Source organism: Agrobacterium sp. SOY23 (genome assembly GCF_027212525.1).
In the GTDB taxonomy this organism is placed as follows: domain Bacteria; phylum Pseudomonadota; class Alphaproteobacteria; order Rhizobiales; family Rhizobiaceae; genus Agrobacterium; species Agrobacterium tumefaciens_I.
In genome coordinates this window covers 89771-108916 of record NZ_JAPWDT010000004.1, presented here as the reverse complement: position 1 = coordinate 108916, position 19146 = coordinate 89771, and the positions used below count along the sequence as shown (strand labels likewise).

The 19146-nt window shown below is 59.9% G+C and carries 18 protein-coding genes; 11 read left to right on the top strand and 7 right to left on the bottom strand.

Going from position 1 to position 19146, the window contains the following annotated elements; genetic code table 11:
• Positions 1 to 41 precede the first annotated feature (41 nt).
• The 5 genes from gatB to O3S81_RS12715 all read left to right on the top strand — a co-directional run bounded on the left by gatB (position 42) and on the right by O3S81_RS12715 (position 3806).
• A complete protein-coding gene (gene gatB, locus O3S81_RS12735) occupies positions 42 to 1547 on the top strand; it encodes an Asp-tRNA(Asn)/Glu-tRNA(Gln) amidotransferase subunit GatB (RefSeq protein ID WP_269343691.1) in 1506 nt (501 codons plus the stop codon).
• Positions 1548 to 1764: 217 nt separating this feature from the next.
• Positions 1765 to 2262: a GNAT family N-acetyltransferase gene (locus O3S81_RS12730; protein WP_269343688.1), complete on the top strand. Its 498-nt coding sequence runs from the start codon at positions 1765 to 1767 to the stop codon at positions 2260 to 2262.
• Positions 2259 to 2732 carry a GNAT family N-acetyltransferase gene (locus tag O3S81_RS12725; protein WP_269343686.1) on the top strand — a complete coding sequence of 158 codons (474 nt, stop codon included), beginning with the start codon at positions 2259 to 2261 and terminating at the stop codon, positions 2730 to 2732. Before O3S81_RS12730 ends, O3S81_RS12725 begins: the two co-directional genes overlap by 4 nt.
• Positions 2733 to 2841: 109 nt before the next feature.
• Positions 2842 to 3240, top strand: a complete 399-nt coding sequence (locus tag O3S81_RS12720; RefSeq protein ID WP_080825237.1) for an NADH:ubiquinone oxidoreductase subunit NDUFA12 — start codon at positions 2842 to 2844, stop codon at positions 3238 to 3240.
• Positions 3241 to 3368: 128 nt separating this feature from the next.
• Complete coding sequence (locus tag O3S81_RS12715; protein WP_269343684.1) at positions 3369 to 3806, top strand: DUF2155 domain-containing protein; 438 nt, start codon at positions 3369 to 3371, stop codon at positions 3804 to 3806.
• 13 nt (positions 3807 to 3819) lie between these two features.
• Here the strand turns inward: O3S81_RS12715 and aat are convergent, their stop codons facing one another.
• The 5 genes from aat to O3S81_RS12690 form a co-directional block, all read right to left on the bottom strand.
• Positions 3820 to 4434, bottom strand: a complete 615-nt coding sequence (gene aat, locus O3S81_RS12710) for a leucyl/phenylalanyl-tRNA--protein transferase (RefSeq protein WP_269343683.1) — start codon at positions 4432 to 4434, stop codon at positions 3820 to 3822.
• 6 nt (positions 4435 to 4440) lie between these two features.
• On the bottom strand, positions 4441 to 5787 hold the full coding sequence (gene accC / locus O3S81_RS12705; protein WP_080825234.1) for an acetyl-CoA carboxylase biotin carboxylase subunit: 1347 nt from the start codon (positions 5785 to 5787) through the stop codon (positions 4441 to 4443).
• 12 nt (positions 5788 to 5799) lie between these two features.
• Positions 5800 to 6297: an acetyl-CoA carboxylase biotin carboxyl carrier protein gene (accB, locus tag O3S81_RS12700; protein ID WP_269343681.1), complete on the bottom strand. Its 498-nt coding sequence runs from the start codon at positions 6295 to 6297 to the stop codon at positions 5800 to 5802.
• 25 nt (positions 6298 to 6322) lie between these two features.
• A complete protein-coding gene (aroQ, locus tag O3S81_RS12695) occupies positions 6323 to 6760 on the bottom strand; it encodes a type II 3-dehydroquinate dehydratase (RefSeq protein ID WP_006312617.1) in 438 nt (145 codons plus the stop codon).
• A 125-nt stretch (positions 6761 to 6885) separates the two neighbouring features.
• Positions 6886 to 7653, bottom strand: coding sequence for a DsbA family protein (locus tag O3S81_RS12690; protein WP_269343676.1), 768 nt, complete (start codon positions 7651 to 7653; stop codon positions 6886 to 6888).
• 173 nt (positions 7654 to 7826) lie between these two features.
• On the opposite strand from O3S81_RS12690, the gene O3S81_RS12685 reads away from it, so the two are divergent.
• The gene (locus O3S81_RS12685; protein WP_269344422.1) at positions 7827 to 8984 is read left to right on the top strand and encodes a pyridoxal phosphate-dependent aminotransferase; all 1158 of its coding nucleotides are present in this window, start codon (positions 7827 to 7829) and stop codon (positions 8982 to 8984) included.
• A gap of 26 nt (positions 8985 to 9010) precedes the next feature.
• Here O3S81_RS12685 and O3S81_RS12680 read toward each other — a convergent pair whose 3' ends face one another.
• Positions 9011 to 9694 carry an ArsR/SmtB family transcription factor gene (locus tag O3S81_RS12680; RefSeq protein ID WP_269343674.1) on the bottom strand — a complete coding sequence of 228 codons (684 nt, stop codon included), beginning with the start codon at positions 9692 to 9694 and terminating at the stop codon, positions 9011 to 9013.
• 74 nt (positions 9695 to 9768) lie between these two features.
• On the opposite strand from O3S81_RS12680, the gene O3S81_RS12675 reads away from it, so the two are divergent.
• From O3S81_RS12675 to O3S81_RS12665, 3 genes are all read left to right on the top strand, one after another.
• Positions 9769 to 10095, top strand: coding sequence for an NIPSNAP family protein (locus O3S81_RS12675; RefSeq protein WP_269343672.1), 327 nt, complete (start codon positions 9769 to 9771; stop codon positions 10093 to 10095).
• Positions 10092 to 10457 carry an antibiotic biosynthesis monooxygenase family protein gene (locus O3S81_RS12670; protein ID WP_269343670.1) on the top strand — a complete coding sequence of 122 codons (366 nt, stop codon included), beginning with the start codon at positions 10092 to 10094 and terminating at the stop codon, positions 10455 to 10457. The genes O3S81_RS12675 and O3S81_RS12670 overlap by 4 nt, the downstream gene beginning before the upstream one ends.
• A 125-nt stretch (positions 10458 to 10582) precedes the next feature.
• On the top strand, positions 10583 to 11287 hold the full coding sequence (locus O3S81_RS12665; protein WP_269343668.1) for an SDR family oxidoreductase: 705 nt from the start codon (positions 10583 to 10585) through the stop codon (positions 11285 to 11287).
• A gap of 237 nt (positions 11288 to 11524) precedes the next feature.
• Here O3S81_RS12665 and O3S81_RS12660 read toward each other — a convergent pair whose 3' ends face one another.
• Entirely contained in the window at positions 11525 to 14428 is a 2904-nt protein-coding gene (locus tag O3S81_RS12660; protein WP_269343666.1) for an Rne/Rng family ribonuclease, read from the bottom strand.
• A 645-nt stretch (positions 14429 to 15073) separates the two neighbouring features.
• Here O3S81_RS12660 and O3S81_RS12655 point away from each other — a divergent pair.
• A complete protein-coding gene (locus O3S81_RS12655; protein ID WP_269343665.1) occupies positions 15074 to 16333 on the top strand; it encodes an N-acetylmuramoyl-L-alanine amidase in 1260 nt (419 codons plus the stop codon).
• Between the two features lie 324 nt (positions 16334 to 16657).
• Complete coding sequence (locus O3S81_RS12650; RefSeq protein WP_269343664.1) at positions 16658 to 19105, top strand: penicillin-binding protein 1A; 2448 nt, start codon at positions 16658 to 16660, stop codon at positions 19103 to 19105.
• Positions 19106 to 19146 lie beyond the last annotated feature (41 nt).

Genomic DNA, 19146 nt, shown 5'->3' with positions numbered 1-19146 from the left:
TACCCACCAAGGCCAAAGAACCCGTATATCGTGAGCTTCAGATGACCCTTGTAGACGTGCGCACCCCCGACCCGAAACGCTTCATTCCCGGCGCCACCGGCGATTGGGAAATCGTGATCGGCATGGAGGTGCATGCGCAGGTTCTCTCCAATTCCAAGCTGTTTTCCGGTGCGTCCACCACATTCGGCAATGCGCCGAATTCCAACGTGTCGCTGGTCGACGCCGCCATGCCCGGCATGCTGCCCGTCATCAACGAGGAATGCGTCAAGCAGGCGGTGCGTACCGGTCTCGGCCTGAAGGCGAAGATCAACAACCGCTCGATCTTCGACCGCAAGAACTACTTTTATCCGGACCTGCCGCAGGGCTACCAGATTTCGCAGTTCAAGGACCCGATCGTCGGCGAAGGTACCATCACCATTTCGCTCGGTCCGGACCGTCAGGGCAATTTCGAGGATATCGAGATCGGCATCGAGCGTCTGCATCTGGAGCAGGATGCTGGCAAGTCGATGCATGACCAGCACCCGACCATGTCCTTCGTGGACCTGAACCGTTCGGGCGTGGCGCTGATGGAAATCGTGTCGAAGCCGGACATGCGTTCGTCGGATGAGGCGAAGGCCTATCTCACCAAGCTGCGCTCCATCGTGCGTTATCTCGGCACCTGCGACGGCAACATGGACGAAGGTTCGATGCGCGCCGACGTCAACGTTTCCGTGCGCCGTCCGGGCGAAGGTTTCGGCACGCGCTGCGAAATCAAGAACGTCAACTCCATCCGCTTTGTCGGTCAGGCCATCGAATATGAGGCGCGCCGTCAGGTCGCCATTCTGGAGGACGGCGGTTCCATCGATCAGGAAACCCGCCTGTTCGATCCGGGCAAGGGCGAGACGCGGTCCATGCGCTCCAAGGAAGACGCGCATGACTATCGTTATTTCCCCGATCCGGACCTGTTGCCGCTGGAATTCGACGATGCCTTCGTCGAGGCGCTGAAGGTCGACCTGCCGGAACTGCCGGACGACAAGAAGGCCCGCTTCGTGGCAGATCTCGGCCTGTCGGTCTATGACGCCTCGATCCTCGTTTCGGAAAAGGCGATTGCCGATTATTACGAAGCCGTTGCCGCCGGTCGCGATGCGAAGGCCGCCGCCAACTGGGTCATCAACGATCTGCTCGGTGCACTGAACAAGTTCGGCAAGGATATCGAGACGACGCCAGTTTCTCCGGAGCAGCTGGGCGGTATCATCGATCTCATCAAGGCCGAGACCATCTCCGGCAAGATCGCCAAGGACCTGTTCGAGATCGTCTGGAACGAAGGCGGCAATCCGGCTGAGATCGTCGAGGCCCGCGGCATGAAGCAGGTGACCGATACCGGTGCCATCGAAAAGGCCGTGGACGAAATCATCGCAGCCAACCCGGATCAGGTCGAGAAGGTCAAGGCGAAGCCGACACTTGCCGGCTGGTTCGTCGGTCAGGTGATGAAGGCGACGGGCGGCAAGGCCAACCCGCAGGCCGTGCAGGCGCTGGTCAAGGCCAAGCTCGGCATCGAGGACGAATAGGAACTGCGGGCCGGAGTGGCTCTCAGAAAAGGTTGAGAGAGACTGTAGACCTCTCCGTCGTCATCCTCGGGCTTGTCCCGAGGATCTAACGACCCACAAGATCAAACGTGATTACATCCTCGGGACAAGCCCGAGGATGACGTCGAGATTGGGGGCTGACATCGCTTGCTGCCGGGATCAACGCCCGGCTTTTTCTATTCTGAGACGGAGCCAGATCATGTTTTTCATCCGCACAGCCAGCCTGCGAGACATCGAGCCGGTACGCACCCTGCTCGCCACGACATGGCACGCCACCTATGACACGATCTACGGTGCGGACAAGGTGAACGAGCTGATTGCCGCATGGCATTCGCCGCAGGCCATGAAGGATCGTATCGAGAAAAAGGGTGGCGAGTTTCTGGTGGCCGATGACGGCAAGCGGATCGGCGGCATGGCCTATGGCTCCATGTCCACCAAGATGGCGAAGACTGCGCTGCTGCACCAGCTTTATGTGGCGCCTGATCTTCAGCGGCAGGGCGTGGGGCGCGATCTCTTCGCCGAGCTTGAAACCTGCTTTCCCGATGCGGAAATCATGCGTCTCGAGGTCGAACCTAAAAATACTGTCGCAATCGCCTTTTATGAAGGCGTCGGATTTGTCGAGGTAGACCGAATCGAGCGCATGGCTGGCATCGAGGGTCTGCCCGGCATCGTTATGGAAAAGAGCCTGAGACGATGAATGCGACATTGCAGACGCTGATTATACGCAGGGCACGCGAAGACGATCTGCCGGCGCTCGCCGCCATCTTTGCCGCCGACGAGATCGGTGGCCACGGCGATACGGCCGACGACTCGGCGCAGCCGGATTATCTCGCTGCCTTCCGGGCGATCGAAGCATCGCCCAGCGAAACGCTTTATGTGGCGGAACTGGATGGTGAGGTGGTCGGCACCTTTCAGACGGCGATCCTGACCAAGCTGGTCGGGCGAGGGGCGAAGTCGATGGTGATCGAGGCGGTGCAGACGCGTGCCGATATGCGCGGTCGCGGTATCGGCGCGGTGATGATCAATCATTGCCTGGAAGAAGCCCGCCGACGGGGGTTGAACGCCGCGCAACTCACCTCCAACATGGCCCGGCTGGACGCGCATCGCTTCTATGAACGGCTGGGTTTCGAGAAGCGGCATCTGGGCTTCAGGATGAAGCTGAAATAGCGCGGATATATCTCGAAATGCTGGACAATTGCCGTGAGGGGCGGCATAAGCATGTCTTGTGCCGTGCACGGAAAATCGCTGCGGCGCATTCAAGCCCGAGGAACGCATAATGAAGACTCTCCTGACGCAAATCTTCACCTGGTGGAACGGCCAGACGATCGGAACGCGGTTTCACACTTGGCGTTTCGGCAAGAAGGTAGGACAGGACGAGTTGGGCAACACCTATTATGAAGGTGGCACCACCTCATGGGGCATGCCGCGCCGCTGGGTGATATATAACGGTTATGCCGAAGCCTCCGCCATTCCGCCCGGCTGGCATGGCTGGATGCATTACCGCACCGACGTGCCGCCGAGCCAGGAAAGCTACGCGGCTCGCGAATGGCAGAAGCCGCACCAGCCCAACCACACCGGCACATCCAAGGCCTATCGTCCGCAGGGATCGTTGGCGGTAGCCGGCGAGCGTCCGCGCGTGACCGGCGACTACGACGCCTGGACCCCCGGCAACTGAGCATTTCAGATGCGCGGTGTTGTGCAAAACACCGCGCCGGCATCCGGCCCACCGGTTTTTGCCACATTCCGCCCTTAGGCGTTGATCCAGTCGGAATAGCGACACAGGCAAATTTTGGAGACCACTTTATGAGGAAAATCACGCGGGATCGTTCTTTGCGTGCGCTGACAGTCTCGCTGTTTGCGGCTGTCTCTGCTGTTCTCCTCGTCTCACCCGTCTCCGCCGCCCGTCTGGAAAACCGCGTTGCGGTGTTTTCCGGCATCGACAAGATCACCGGCCGCATCACTTCCTTCGATGTCTATATCGACGAGACGGTGCAGTTCGGCGCGCTTCAGGTGACGCCGAAGGTCTGCTACTCCCGTGACCAGACCGAAACCCAGAAGATCGACGCCTTCATCGAAGTCGATGAAATCACCCTCGACCGCAAGATCCGCCGTATCTTTACCGGCTGGATGTTTGCCGATAGCCCCGGCCTCAATGCCGTCGAACACCCGATCTATGACGTGTGGCTGACGGGTTGCAAGCAGGACTCCGAGGTTCCGGCTCCCTCCACGGCAAGCAAATAACCTAACGTAAAGACTAGAATTGCAGGCTCGGCCGGTTCACGGCGAGATCGAGCATCTTGGCATATTCCAGCTTCGGCACGTCTATAGCCCCGAATGTCTTCAGATGTTCTGTGGTGAATTGCGTGTCGAGCAGCACGAATCCCTTCGCTCGTAACCGTTCCACCAGATGCACGAGGCAAATCTTCGACGCATTGGTGCGGCGGGAAAACATGCTTTCGCCGAAGAAGGCAGCGCCAAGCGAAACGCCGTAAAGCCCGCCGACAAGCTCATCACCCTCCCACGCCTCGACGCTGTGGGCGTGGCCGATCTGGTGGAGCTCGGTATAAAGCCTGCGGATCGTGGCGTTGATCCAGGTGCTTGGCCGGTCCGGCGCTTCCGCCGCGCAGCCCGCCATCACCGCTTCGAAGGCGGTGTTGAAGCGTATCTCGAACGGCTTCTTGCGTATCGCCTTGGCGAGGCTTTTGGAAACATGGAAATCATCGAGCGGAATGATACCGCGTATTTCCGGCTCGACCCAGAAAAGCTCCGGATCGTCTGCCGAATCGGCCATGGGAAACAGGCCGGCGGAATAGGCGCGCAGCAGGATATCGACCGTTATGCCGTTATTTCTGCTGCGCCGCCCAACCATATCGTCTTAGTGAGACGCGTCACCGGCCAGGTATTTTTCCAGCCAGTGAATATCGTAATCGCCCTTCAGGATATCCTCGTTCTGGAGGAGGTCCTGGAAAAGCGGCAGCGTGGTCTTGATGCCATCAACGACGAATTCGTCGAGCGCCCGACGCAGGCGGCGGATGCACTCGTCACGGTCACGACCGTGAACGATCAGCTTGCCGATCATGCTGTCGTAATAGGGCGGGATCTTGTAGCCCTGATAGGCGCCCGAATCGACACGTACACCAAGGCCGCCAGGCGTATGGAAATAGGTCAGCGTGCCCGGCGAGGGAACGAAGGTGCGCGGGTCTTCGGCATTGATTCGGCATTCGATGGCATGGCCATGGAATTCGATATCCGCCTGCGTGACCGACAGGCCCTGGCCCGAAGCGACCCGGATCTGCTCCTGCACGAGATCCATGCCGGTGATGGCTTCCGTGACCGGATGCTCCACCTGCAGACGGGTGTTCATTTCGATGAAATAGAACTCGCCGTTTTCATAAAGGAACTCGATGGTGCCGGCGCCGCGATATTTCAGCTTGCGCATGGCGTCGGCGCAGATTTCGCCGATCTTCATGCGCTGTTCGACGGTCAGCGCCGGGGAGTTTGCTTCTTCCAGCACCTTCTGGTGACGGCGCTGCAACGAGCAATCGCGTTCGCCAAGGTGAACGGCATTGCCTTCACCATCGCCGAAAACCTGCACCTCGATATGCCGCGGCTTGCCGAGGTACTTTTCCATGTAGACGGCATCGTTGCCAAAGGCTGCTGCCGCTTCGGAACGGGCGGTTGCAACCGCTTCTTCCAGATCGGCTTCGGTCTTCGCCACTTTCATGCCGCGGCCGCCACCGCCTGCCGTCGCCTTGATGAGGACCGGGAAGCCGATCGTCCGGGCGATTTCAAGCGCGTTTTCGGGCTTCACTTCACCGTCGGAGCCGGGAACGACGGGAATGCCGAGTTCCTGCGCCGTCTGCTTGGCGGTGATCTTGTCGCCCATGATGCGGATATGTTCGGCGGTCGGCCCGATGAAGGTGATGCCGTGCGCGTCGAGAATATCGGCAAACTTGGCGTTTTCCGACAGGAAGCCGTAACCGGGGTGAACGGCGTCCGCACCGGTGATTTCGCAGGCCGCAACGATCTGGTGGATGTTGAGGTAGCTGTCACGCGAGGGCGGCGGGCCGATGCACACGCTTTCGTCGGCAAGGCGCACATGCATGGCGTCCGCGTCGGCCGTGGAATGCACGGCGACGGTGGGAATGCCAAGCTCTTTCGCGGCGCGCAGGACGCGCAGCGCGATTTCGCCACGGTTGGCTATGAGGATCTTCGAAACCATGCTGAACCGCCTTTATTCGATGACCACGAGGGCTTCGCCATACTCCACGGGCTGTGCGTCGTTGACGATGATTTCCACGACCTTGCCGGACTTGGGTGCCGGAATCTGGTTCATGGTCTTCATGGCCTCGACGATGAGGATGGTCTGGCCTTCCTTGACGGTCGCGCCAACTTCGATGAAGGGGCGGGCGCCAGGAGCAGGCGACAGATAGACCGTGCCGACCATCGGCGAAGAGACGGTGTTGGCCGGGTTGCGGGCCGGTGCTGCAGACGCCGCAGCTGCGGCCGGGGCAGCAACTGCCGGTGCGGCTGCAGGCGCTGCTGCTGCCGGCGCGGGCGCATAAGCGGCGGGTGCTGCGGCATAGACCGTGGCGGGAGCGGGAGCCGCGCGGGAAACGCGGATACGCAGGTCTTCCTGCTCCACTTCGATTTCCGAAAGGTCGGTATCATTGAGGATATTCGCGAGTTCGCGGATCAGTTCCTTGTCGATACCCTGTTTCTTTTCAGACATGACAAACCCTATTCTTTGTTTCTTTTTATGCCGTGATGTTCTTCAGCGCGTGAAGCGCCATGACGTATCCATATGGTCCGAAACCGCAGATCATGCCCTTGGCTGCGGGCGAGACCATCGATTTGTGACGGAATTCTTCCCGTGCATGGATATTGGAGATGTGCACTTCGACGACCGGCGTCGAAATTGCGCGAATGGCGTCGTGCAGGGCGATGGAGGTGTGGCTGTAAGCGCCGGGATTGATGACGACACCCGCCGCCCGCTCGCCCGCCTCGTGCAGCCAGTCCACGAGCACGCCCTCGTGGTTGGATTGGCGAAACTCCACCGAAAAGCCGAGATCGGCTCCGGCGTTCACGCAATCGTTTTCTATGTCTTTCAGCGTTTTGCCACCGTAGATACCCGGTTCCCGTTTTCCCAGCATGTTGAGATTGGGGCCGTTGATGACGATGATGATGTTGCTCATTCGCGTTTCCATAAGAAAATCAGCGACACCTATAGACTGCGCAGCCGTCAAGGAAAAGCCCCTGCAAGCCCTAAAGCGCAGGGGCTGGCCCTTATCTCACAGGCAATGAGGCCCTTGCGCGTGAATCACGAGCAGGTGGCTTTACCGCAGCTGCGCATATTGGCGATTTTTTCCTTCAGCGGGTCGGCACCAACAGCACCAAAAACCGCCTCGTTGCCAACGATGTAGGAGGGTGTTCCGGTGATGCCGAGGCTGTTTGCCAGCTTGTAGGTTTCCTGAACCTGCGCGTCATTGGGGTTTTCCGCCATCGATTTGCGGATATCGGCTTCCTTGAGGCCAAGCGAGGTGGCGACTTCCATGGCGCTGTCCTCGTTGGCCCGTCCACGGCCACCGAGCAGGGTGCGCTGGAATTCGGCATATTTGGCGGGCGCCAAAAGCTTCACGGCGTTGGAGACACGGTGTGCGGCGACCGATTCCGGCCCGAGGATCGGAAACTCCTTGAGGACGACACGGACCTTCTTGTCGCCCTTCAGGATATTGTCCATATCGCCCATGGCGCGTTTGCAATAGCCGCAATTATAGTCGAAAAATTCGACCAGCGTGACGTCGCCGTCGGGATTGCCGAGCGCCATGTCGTATTTCGATTCGAAGATGGCCTTCTTGTTGTCGGCAACCGCTTCTGCGGCCTTGGCGTTGCGCGAAGCATATTGCTTGCGTTCAAGCGCATCCTGAACCTCGAGCATGATTTCCGGGTTCTCGATCAGATATTGCTTGATGAACTCGCCCATTTCCTTTTTCTGCTGCTCATCGAGCGCATGGGCGGGCAGGGAAGCGAATACCGTTGAAAGGGCCGTCACGCTGGCGAGAAGGGTGGAACGGAGAAAATGCGCCATATCGGTCCTCATTCTGTTCGGCCGGAGCCTCTTGAAATCTTATGAAGGCAATTACCTTACTTTAAGCCAAATGCCATACGGCAAAAATACTTGTCCGCATTATGATCGCATGATTGTGAAGATTGTGATTCTGCGGCAAGTCTCTGAAATATGGTTCAGGAAAGAGCATGCCCTTGATTACGATGTCGAAGCGGAGCGCAGTCGAACCCTTTCACGCCATGGATATCCTGGCGGAAGCGAACAGGCGCAGGCAGGCGGGACGCCCCGTCATTTCCATGGCGGTCGGCCAGCCTTCCCATCCCGCACCGAAAGCCTCGCTGGAAGCGGCTCAGGAAGCGCTGAAACACGGGCGCATCGGTTATACCGACGCGCTCGGCCTGCGTGAACTGCGCGAGGCGATCGCCGGCCATTACCGGCTGCGCCATCAGGTCGCCATCGATCCGGCGCGCATTGCCGTGACAACAGGTTCGTCCGCCGCCTTCAATCTTGCCTTCCTCAGCCTGTTCGATGCCGGCGACCATGTAGCTATCGCAAGGCCCGGTTACCCGGCCTATCGCAATATTCTGAAAGCGCTCGGCCTCAATGTCGTGGAAGTGCCGGTCACGGCCGAAACCGGCTACACGCTGACACCGGCAAGTCTCGAACGCGCGGAAACGAAAGCCGGCTGCAAGCTGAAGGGCGTGCTTCTGGCAAGCCCCGCCAATCCGACCGGCACAGTTACTGGCCGCGAGGCGCTAAAGCGGCTGGCGAGCTACTGCGAAAGCCGCGACATGGCCTTCATTTCCGACGAGATCTATCACGGACTGACCTTCGTCGGGGAAGAGACGAGCGCGCTCGAAATCACCGATAGCGCCATCATCATCAATTCCTTCTCCAAATATTATTGCATGACCGGCTGGCGTATCGGCTGGATGGTGCTGCCCGAAAATCTCGTCCGTCCGGTCGAGTGCCTGGCCCAGAGCCTCTATATCTCACCGCCGGAACTCTCGCAGCTTGCGGCGACCGCAGCCTTTTCGGCGGCGGAAGAGCTTGATGTCTACCGGGAAAGCTATCGTACCAACCGTGATTTCCTGATGGCGCGCCTGCCGGAAATCGGCCTGCCGCTGGCATCCCCGATGGACGGGGCTTTTTACGCCTATGTCGATACCAGCCGTTTTTCCAATGACAGCATGGATTTCGCCAAGCGCATGCTGGCGGAGATCGATGTGGCGGCGACGCCGGGCATGGATTTTGATCCCGAGGAAGGCCACAGGGCGCTGCGTATTTCTTATGCGGGTTCGGTATCTGACATTGCCGAGGCGGTGGGACGTATTGCCGGCTGGCTGAAATAAGCCAGCATGCCCGCCTCCTTCCGAAATCAGGCGGGCGTGCAGCCAAAGGTGCTGACAAAGGCCTTTTCGCCCTTTGCGGTAAAGGTCAGCACACGGCCGTTTCCGCGCCGCAGCCAGTCGCGCTGTTGCATGGCCTCAAGCAGCGATGCGCCGAGCCCGCCGCCGAGGTGATGGCGGCGTTCGCTCCAGTCCAGGCAATGCAGGCACACCGGCCGCCGCGCCTTTTCGAGCGGCGAAAGATCGATGCCGAAGTTCGAGAAGAAATCGCGCCCATCATCCGTCAGCGCCGGGTCGTCACCGGGCGTCACTAGCCCCTTCGCGGTGATGGCGGCAAGCAGTGCCACACCGCTTTCCCCTGCCAGGTGATCGTAACAGATGCGTGCTTCACGCAGCGCCTTGTCCTTGGGCCCGGTGCGCACGCGGACCGCGCCCGTGCGCTGTGCAAGCCCCATCAAGGCTTCCAGAACCTGCGCCACATCTTCGTCGGAGAGACGAAAATAACGATGCCGCCCCTGTTTTTCCGCCTTCAGCAATTGTGCCTCGGAGAGCTTGGAAAGGTGCCCGCTGGCAGTCTGCAGGGTTACGCCGGCGGCTTCCGCAAGCTCGCTTGCCGTCAGCGCACGTCCATCCATCAACGCCGTCAAGATGTTGGCGCGGGCAGGGTCGCCGATCAGGGCGGCGACATTGGCGATAAGAGGTCCGTCTTTCATGCTTCGATGATAGCCGAAGCATTGCTGCAAGGCAACGGTGTAGAAAGGAGAGACAAAACACGAGGAGAATAACGATGCTGACCTGTTTCATTCGCTACGAGATCGACCCCTTCAAGGTCGAGGCCTTCGACCAATATGCCCGCAACTGGGGTGAGGCGATCCCGCGCTGCGGTGCTGATCTCATCGGTTATTATGCGCCGAAGGAGGGATCGAGCACGATTGCCTACGGTGTCTACAACGTTGAAAATCTCGCTGCTTACGAAGCCTACAGGGCGCGGCTTGCCGCCGACCCGGCGGGGCGGGAAAACTATGAATTCGCCCGCCGCGAGCAGTTCATCCGCCGCGAGGACCGGCTGTTCCTGCGCCTCGCTTCCGGCCCGCAGACGGGAGGCGGGCAATGATCGCCGTCATCTTCGAGGTCTGGCCGGCGGAGGGCGAGAAACAGCATTATCTGGATATTGCCGCCGGCCTGCGGGCCGAACTCGAAACCATCGATGGTTTTTTGTCCGTCGAAAGGTTTCAGAGCATCAGCAATCCGCAGAAGATGCTCTCCCTGTCCTTCTTCCGGGATGAGGAGGCGGTGCGGGCATGGCGCAACACCATGCCACATCGCGCAGCACAGGCGCTGGGCCGATCCGGCGTCTTTTCCGATTACCGGCTGCGTATTGCACATGTGATCCGCGACTATGGTCTGCAGGAACGGGAGGAGGCGCCAGCCGACAGCCGGAACGCCCACCCGGCAGAGGGGAGCAGTTTGGGCTGAGATTTCCAGCATCAGTTTTTCTGCATGGGCTGCAAGGCTTTCTGGTTCGAACTCGCCTTTGAAACCCGTTATAGATGGGCCAATATGGTGCAGGACACCCGTCGGATTGGACATGGAGAAAAGCGATGTCGGCAGAAAAAGTGGCGATTGTAACGGCAGGTGGCAGCGGCATGGGCGCGGCCGTGGCGAAACGTCTGGCAGCGGATGGTTACAGCCTCGCGATCCTGTCCTCTTCCGGCAAGGGAGAGGCGCTGGCGAAGGAACTGGGCGGTATTGGTGTCACCGGTTCCAACCAGTCCAATGACGATCTCCAGCGACTGACGGATCAGACGCTCGAGAAATTCGGCCGCATCGACGTGCTGGTTAATAGCGCCGGGCATGGCCCGCGCGCCTCCATTCTCGATATTACCGACGAGCAATGGCACACCGGCCTTGATGTCTACCTGATGAACGTCATCCGCCCGACGCGGATCATCGCGCCCATCATGTTGAAACAGAGGGCGGGTGCGATCGTCAACATCTCGACGGCCTGGGCTTTCGAACCGAGCGCCATGTTCCCGACATCGGCGGTGTTCCGCGCTGGCCTTGCCTCCTACACCAAGATTTTCGCCGATACCTATGCGGCCGACAATGTGCGCATGAACAATGTCCTGCCCGGCTGGATCGACAGCCTGCCGGCCACGGAGGAGCGCCGTGAACGCGTGCCGATGCAGCGTTACGGCAAGAGCGAAGAAATCGCCGCCACCGTGGCGTTTCTTGCGTCTGAAGGGGCGGGGTATATCACCGGCCAGAACATTCGGGTTGATGGCGGTTTGACGCGGTCTGTTTGACGGACGGTTATATCGCCCCTCATTCCTGTGCTTGTCGCAGGGATGAGGGAGGGGCGCGATTGTAAAAAAGCAAGCTTTTCGCCGAATTTATGGGCTCGATCTTCCGTGGTTTGTACTTCGGAAGCCAATCGACTCGGTGCGCTTCGCCGTCTCAGCGTAAAAACCGCTCGTTCGTGCACCGACAAAACAAAACGCCCGCAACCATGTTGCGGGCGTTTTTATTCAGTATCACTTCTCTCAGAAGAAGCCGCGGCGCTGCCACCAGCCGCCCTTGCGCGGCTTGGGCTCATCGCCTTCCGGTATTGCAGGCGAACCGGAAGAGGTCACCACCGGCTCGGAATGCGAGACGTTGCTGCCCCGGTTCGCGCGAACCTTTTCTTCGCTCGCCGGTGCTTCCGCTTCCGGAGTGAGATCGGCCGGAGCTTCGCTCACTTCTTCGACGGCGACGTCAACAACGGTTTCCTCGACGATCACCGGCTCGACCGTTTCGACGGCTTCGGCCTTCGGTGCTTCCTCGGTTTCCGTCTTGGCCTTTGCCTTGCGGGTGCGGCGCGGCTTTTTCGGCGCTTCCTCTTCCACAACCTCGGCGACCGCGCTTTCCACCACTTCGGCGGCGGTCGGCTCTTCGCTCACGGCTGCTTCGGCGGAAACTTCTTCGCTTTCGCCTTCACCCTCGTCTTCGGAATCGGCGGCGTCGAGAGCCTCGTCTTCCGCACGGTTGCGGCGGCCGCCACGCTTGCCACGACGACGGCGCTTGCGCTTGCCATCCTCTTCGGAAGTTACCGCTTCCGTCGTGCCGTTTTCGGCGTCTGCGCCTGCCTCATCGGCTTCGACGCCATCGTCGTCACCTTCGGCATCATCGCCTTCCGCATCAGCGGACTGGCCATCGAGCGCACCGTTCTGGTCACCCTGACCGCCCTTGCCGCGACGGCGGCGGCGACGCTTGCGTTTACGCTTGCCATCCTCACCATTTTCGCCCTGCGGCTGCTGGCGTGGTTGGGCGCTCTCGGCCTTGACGATTTCTTCCTCGTCTTCGTCCTCTTCCACCTCGGCGACGAAATCGTCTTCCTCTTCGACGAAGTTCGGCAGCATCTGGATGAGGCTTTCGATCTTCACCGGATTTTCGACGGCTTCACCGCGGTCGATGGCGAAATGCTGGGCGCCGACGCCTGAATCGGCAGCGATGATGATCGACACGCCGAAGCGGCCTTCATAATCGACGATCGTTCCACGCTTGTGGTTGAGCAGATAAAGCGCCGTTTCCGGCGTGGTGCGCACGGTGATGTTGTGGGTGGTGTTGCGCAGCAGATATTCCTCGATGCCGCGCAGAACATGCAGGGCGATGGAGGATTCCGAGCGCACATGGCCCGTGCCGCCGCAATGCTGGCAGACCTGCGTGGTCGATTCCAGCACCGAGGCGCGGATGCGCTGGCGCGACATTTCCAGAAGGCCGAAATGCGAGATGCGGCCGACCTGGATGCGCGCGCGGTCGTTCTTCAGGCAATCCTTGAGCTTCTTTTCGACAGCGCGGTTGTTGCGCTTTTCTTCCATGTCGATGAAGTCGATGACGACGAGGCCGGCAAGGTCGCGCAGGCGCAGCTGGCGCGCCACTTCTTCCGCAGCCTCGAGGTTGGTCGTCAGCGCGGTTTCCTCGATGGAATGCTCGCGGGTCGAACGGCCGGAGTTGACGTCGATCGAAACCAGCGCTTCCGTCTGGTTGATGATGAGGTAACCGCCCGACTTCAGCGTGACCTGCGGCTGCAGCATCCGGTCGAGCTGGGCTTCGATGCCGGAGCGCGAGAAAATCGGGTGAATGTCGCGGTAGGGCTGAACCACCTTGGCGTGGCTCGGCATCAGCATCTTCATGAAGTCTTTCGCTTCACGATAGCCGTCTTCGCCCGAAACGATGATCTCGCCGATATCCTTGTTGTAGAGATCGCGGATCGAACGCTTGATCAGCGAGCCTTCCTCGTAAACGAGGCAGGGCGCCGTGGAATTCAGCGTCAGCGTGCGGACATTTTCCCACAGGCGCATCAGATATTCGAAGTCGCGCTTGATTTCGACGCGGGTGCGGTTGGCGCCTGCGGTGCGCAGAATGACGCCCATGCCCTGCGGCACTTCCAGATCGCGTGCGATTTCCTTCAGGCGCTTGCGGTCGGTCGGCTGGGTGATCTTGCGGGAAATACCGCCGCCACGCGCCGTATTCGGCATCAGCACGGAATAACGGCCGGCAAGCGACAGATAGGTGGTGAGTGCGGCACCCTTGTTGCCGCGTTCTTCCTTGGCAACCTGTACCAGCAGAATCTGCCGGCGCTTGATGACTTCCTGGATGCGATACTGCTTGCGCGGCTTGCGGGCGACCCGATCGGGAACTTCTTCCATGGCGTCTTCGGCGCCAACGGATTCGATCACTTCCTTTTCGTGATGGTCGTCATCATCGTCGTCGTCATCATCGTCATTGCCGCGGCGAAGACCTTCGACTTCCTCGGAAATCGTGTCGGTATCGACCATGGCGGCCATTTCGCCACTGGTGCTACCATCGTCTTCGGAAGATGCTTCGGCAGCCTCGGCCGCTACGGCTTCTTCTTCCGCGGTCTTCTTCTTGGCGCGGGGGCGGCGGGTGCGCTTCTTCGGCTTTTCTTCCTCGGCGGGCGCTTCTTCCGCAACCGCTTCTACGGCCGCTTCCTCGGAGACAGCTTCCGCGACGGGCGCTGCTTCTTCCGTGACGACGGTTTCAGTGATTTCATCCGCGGAAACAATGCCGACATCCGGCTGATCCACCTGGGAAAGGTCGATCATCGGTGCTGCGGGCTCGGGTGCGTCGGCGGATTCGAAATCGTCGCTGCGGCGATGATCTTCGGCTTCCGCCTTCAGGAGGGCCTGACGGTCGGCAAGCGGGATCTGATAATAATCCGGATGGATTTCCGCAAAAGCGAGAAAGCCGTGGCGATTTCCACCATAGTCAACGAAAGCCGCCTGCAGCGAGGGCTCAACGCGCGTGACCTTGGCAAGGTAGATATTGCCGCGGATCTGCTTCTTGTGCTCCGATTCGAAATCGAATTCTTCGATCCGGTTCCCACGGACAACGACTACGCGTGTCTCCTCTTCGTGGGAGGCGTCGATAAGCATTTTGTCTGCCATGTAAGCTGTGCTCCTCGGCGCAGCCTTGTTTTATACGAGAACAGGCCCGCCACACGGACGAGCCTTTCATATGAGTGCAAGGATGTGCCGGAAATGAAGTCTCCTGCCGGGCCTCTGTAAACTGGCAGCATCCGGACCGACGGCGAGGCGCTTGGCCTGCTCCTGGTATCCGGTTCATGTGAAAACTGCTGCGACATCATTGGCCAGGCGGAACGACAATAATATATAGACCCCTTGGGGTCCGATGAATTTGCTCTCCTCAGAGCGGCGGTGGCGGCGCCACCGGGTAGGTCTCCGGCCACAGCCGGAATTGATCCAGTTTCAGGATAAATGTAACGACGGCAGATGATTGCCCGATGTGCAGCGCCAGCGTCTTTTTCGATTGGCAGCCGGCGGGCATCTATCCCGTCAACACTTTTAACCCTCATCCGTGTTGTATGTTTTCTCTGTCATAATAGCAATAGGCTGGCTAAATATGCCATATTATTGGTGGAATTTCCGGGTTAACAATTGGTTCACCAAGGCCTGCGATTGTGGGGCGCAAATGCGCAAACCATCGTTCGGCGTGGTTGAAAAGGCATCGTTACCGGTGTTTTTCCGCGCCGTTTATCGAAAACGACTGAAATACGGAATTTCTTGAAGATCATGAATTTCACGCGCAGCGCAGCGATATCGGGTGGGGCAGGGCGGCTTGGTGCGCGAATCGCGCGGCTTGCGGCGGCTTTCGCGTTTTGCCTTGTCGCCTCCGTTTCCGCCATCCCGGCAGCCCATGCCGCCGAACCGATCGTCGCGCAGCAGGCGCGGATCATCGGCGACGAGGCGCGCACGCGCATCGTTCTCGATTTTGCCGAGGAGCCGGAATTCGATGTGCATTATCTCGATTCGCCTGCCCGCATCGTCGTCGACTTTCCGGCGGTGAATTTCCGCTTCCCCGCCTCCGACCTTAAACCGACCGGCCTTTTTTCAGATATCCGCTTCGGCAGTATCGGCCAGAACAGCGCCCGCATCGTGTTGACGGCCAAAAAGCCGGTCCAGGTGGCGGTTGCCGAAACAAAAAAGGGTGATGACGGCGCATCTTTCCATTTCATTCTGGATAGCGAGATAACCACCAAGGGTAAGTTCGCCGAGCTGGTGAAGGACCAGCAGTGGCAGGCACCGGCGCCGGTAACCACCGCTGCGATCGCGCCGGACGACAAGACGTCGCGCCCGGCGGAATTCGTCATCGCGGTCGATGCCGGCCATGGCGGCATCGATGCCGGCGCCACCGGCGGCACGACGGGCACCGAGGAAAAGGTCATAACGCTGACCTTTGCGAAGGAACTTGTGGAACGGCTGAACCGCGAACCCGGCATAAAAGCGTTCCTGACGCGGGATTCCGATACTTTCCTTGCTTTGTCGGAGCGGGTGACGATCGCCCGCCAGAACAATGCCAATCTCTTTATATCCCTGCATGCCGATACGCTTAAGCAGAAGGGCATTCGCGGCGCGACCGTTTATACATTGTCGGACCGGGCATCGGACCGGCAGGCGCAGGAGCTCGCCGAGCGCGAAAACAAATCCGACCAGATCGCCGGTGTCGCGGTCTCCAGCGAGCCGCCGGAAGTGGCCGATATCCTTCTCGATTTCACCCGCCGCGAAACCCAGGCCTTTTCGGTGACGCTCGCCGAAAACATCGTCTCTTCCTTCGAGGGGCAGGTGGGTCTCATCAACAATCCGCACCGTTACGCCGGTTTCATGGTGCTGCGCGCCCATGATGTGCCTTCGGTGCTGCTGGAACTCGGTTTCCTTTCCAATCCGGAAGACGAAAAGCTGCTTCTCGATGCGGAATGGCGCAAAAAGGTCGCCGATACGCTGGCAACCGCCGTCGGGCGATACCGCGCCAAGGCCGTGGCGAACGGCGGCTGAGACATGGGGCGGAGGGTGGCCATACTGTTGCCGCCCTGCCATTGGCCGCCGAAAAGCTGTTCAATTCTTGGGGCTTGCGGCTGATTAACATCCGCGAGCCCTATTTTACTCACATTCCCCGCGTTACTCGGAAAGCGGATTCGGTGGCGATGCGCATGGCGGCTGAAGCTCGATTGCGACGGTTGGCCCGGTAACATATCGGCGAATGCTGCCGTATCCGGCTTGTCATCGAAGGTATGGTGTGCAAAACGGCACGCGATATGCAAGGATGCGCCCGTATCATCGGGCGTTGATGGTTACGATTCGAATTATCGGTAGCTTGGTATGATCAGACTGATTGGATATTTTTTCGGCTTGGCCAGCGTGCTCTTCCTGTGCGCCGCCGTCGTCGCTGCGATTTATTTGCACGGCGTGACGAAGGACCTGCCGGATTATGCCGTCCTGAGCACCTACGAGCCGCCGGTGACGACCCGCGTTCACGCCGGCAACGGTGCGCTGATGGCCGAATATGCCCATGAAAAGCGCCTGTTCCTGCCCATCCAGGCCATTCCCGACCGCGTGAAGGCCGCCTTCCTTTCTGCCGAAGACAAGAATTTCTACAATCATCCGGGCGTCGATGTCTTCGGTCTCGGCCGCGCCATCCTCGTCAATATCCAGAATTTCGGCTCCGGCCGCCGTCCGGTCGGCGCTTCCACCATCACCCAGCAGGTGGCGAAGAACTTCCTGCTGACCAACGACCAGACCATCGACCGCAAGCTCAAGGAAGCCATCCTCTCCTTCCGCATCGAGCAAACCTATTCCAAGGACAAGATTCTCGAGCTTTATTTGAACGAGATCTTTTTCGGCCTGAATTCCTACGGCATCGCCGGTGCGGCACTTACCTATTTCAACAAGTCGGTGACGGAACTGACCATCGCCGAGACCGCTTATCTCGCCTCGCTGCCGAAGGGGCCGGCCAACTACCATCCGATCCGTCGCGAAAAGGCCGCTCTGGAGCGCCGTGACTGGGTGATCGACCGCATGGCCGAGAACGGCTACATCACTGTCGCAGACGCCGCTGACGCTAAAAAACAGCCGCTTGGCGTCAATCTGCGCCGCGGCGGCGCGCATATTTTTGCATCCGATTATTTCGCCGAGGAAGTCCGCCGCCAGATTGTCGAGAAATATGGCGAGGAAGCGCTTCTTGAAGGCGGCCTTTCGGTCCGCACCTCTTTCGATCCGCAAATCCAGATGGAGGCGCGCAAGGCGCTTCAGGACGGGCTTGTCCAATATGACGAGCGTCGCGGTTTCCGCGGACCCGTTGAAAAGATCGAGACTACGGGTGACTGGACGGCGGCGCTTGCCAAGGTCAAGGGCCTGCGCGACGTTCCTGAATGGAAAGTAGCGGTCGTGCTCGCCGTTGGTGCCGATGGCGTCGATATCGGCGTGCAGCCAGATACGGAAACGGAAGATGGCGACACGCGCACGCGCGGCCATATCTCCGCGGAAAACATGCGCTGGGCCTATCGCGATGCGACCGGCAAAAAGGCGACCGCCAAGTCGCCGGTCGGCGTCCTTGCTGCTGGTGATGTCATTTATGCGCAGCCGCTTGCCAATTCCGGCAATGAATACCGCCTGCGCCAGCCGCCGAAGGTGCAGGGCGGCATGGTGGTGATGGACCCGCATACCGGCCGTGTTCTGGCCATGGTCGGCGGTTTCTCCTATGCGCAGTCGGAATTCAACCGCTCCACGCAGGCCATGCGCCAGCCGGGCTCCTCCTTCAAGCCGTTCATCTATGCGGCGGCGCTCGACAACGGCTATACGCCGGCATCGGTTATTCTTGATGCGCCGATAGAGGTGGTTTCCGGCAATCAGGTCTGGAAGCCGCAGAATTACGGCGGCGGTTCCGCCGGTCCGTCGACGCTGCGTCTCGGCATCGAAAAATCCCGTAACCTCATGACCGTGCGCCTGGCGCAGGACATGGGCATGAACCTGGTGGCGGAATATGCCGAACGCTTCGGCATCTACGACAAGATGCCGCCGCTTCTCTCCATGTCGCTCGGTTCGGGTGAAACCACCGTCATGCGCATGGTCTCGGCCTATTCGGTCATCGCCAATGGCGGCAAGCAGATCAAGCCGACGCTGATCGACCGTATTCAGGACCGCTACGGCAAGACGATCTTCCGCCACGAGGAGCGCGCCTGCGAAGGCTGCAATGCGACGAGCTGGCAGAACCAGGACGAACCAGTCGTCGTCGACAATCGCGAGCAGGTTCTCGACCCGATGACCGCTTACCAGACGACCTCGATGCTGGAAGGCGTCGTGCAGCGCGGTACGGCGGCGGGCAAGATCAAGGTCGATCTGCCGGTTGCCGGCAAGACGGGCACGACCAATGATGAAAAGGACGCCTGGTTCGTCGGTTATACGCCGGACATGGTTGCGGGCCTCTATATCGGCTTCGATTCGCCCGCACCGCTCGGTCGCGGCGGCACAGGTGGCTCGCTGTCGGCGCCGATCTTCGGTGAATTCATCGCCGATGCGGCCAAGCACATGGAGCCGAGCAAGTTCATCGTGCCTGCCGGCATGAACTTTGTCGCAGTCAACCGCAAGACGGGCATGGCGGCGGCTGAAGGCGAACCGGACACGATCATGGAAGCCTTCAAGCCCGGCACGGGTCCAGCTTCCACCTTCTCGGTGATCGGTGCGGAAGGCTATATGTCGCAGGAAGACATTCTGAAGACCTCGCCGCAGGCACAGCAGGCCATCACCGGCGGTGGCGGCGGTCTTTATTGATCTCAAGTTCCGGGATCATCGGGGGGCGTGGGTCTTTACAT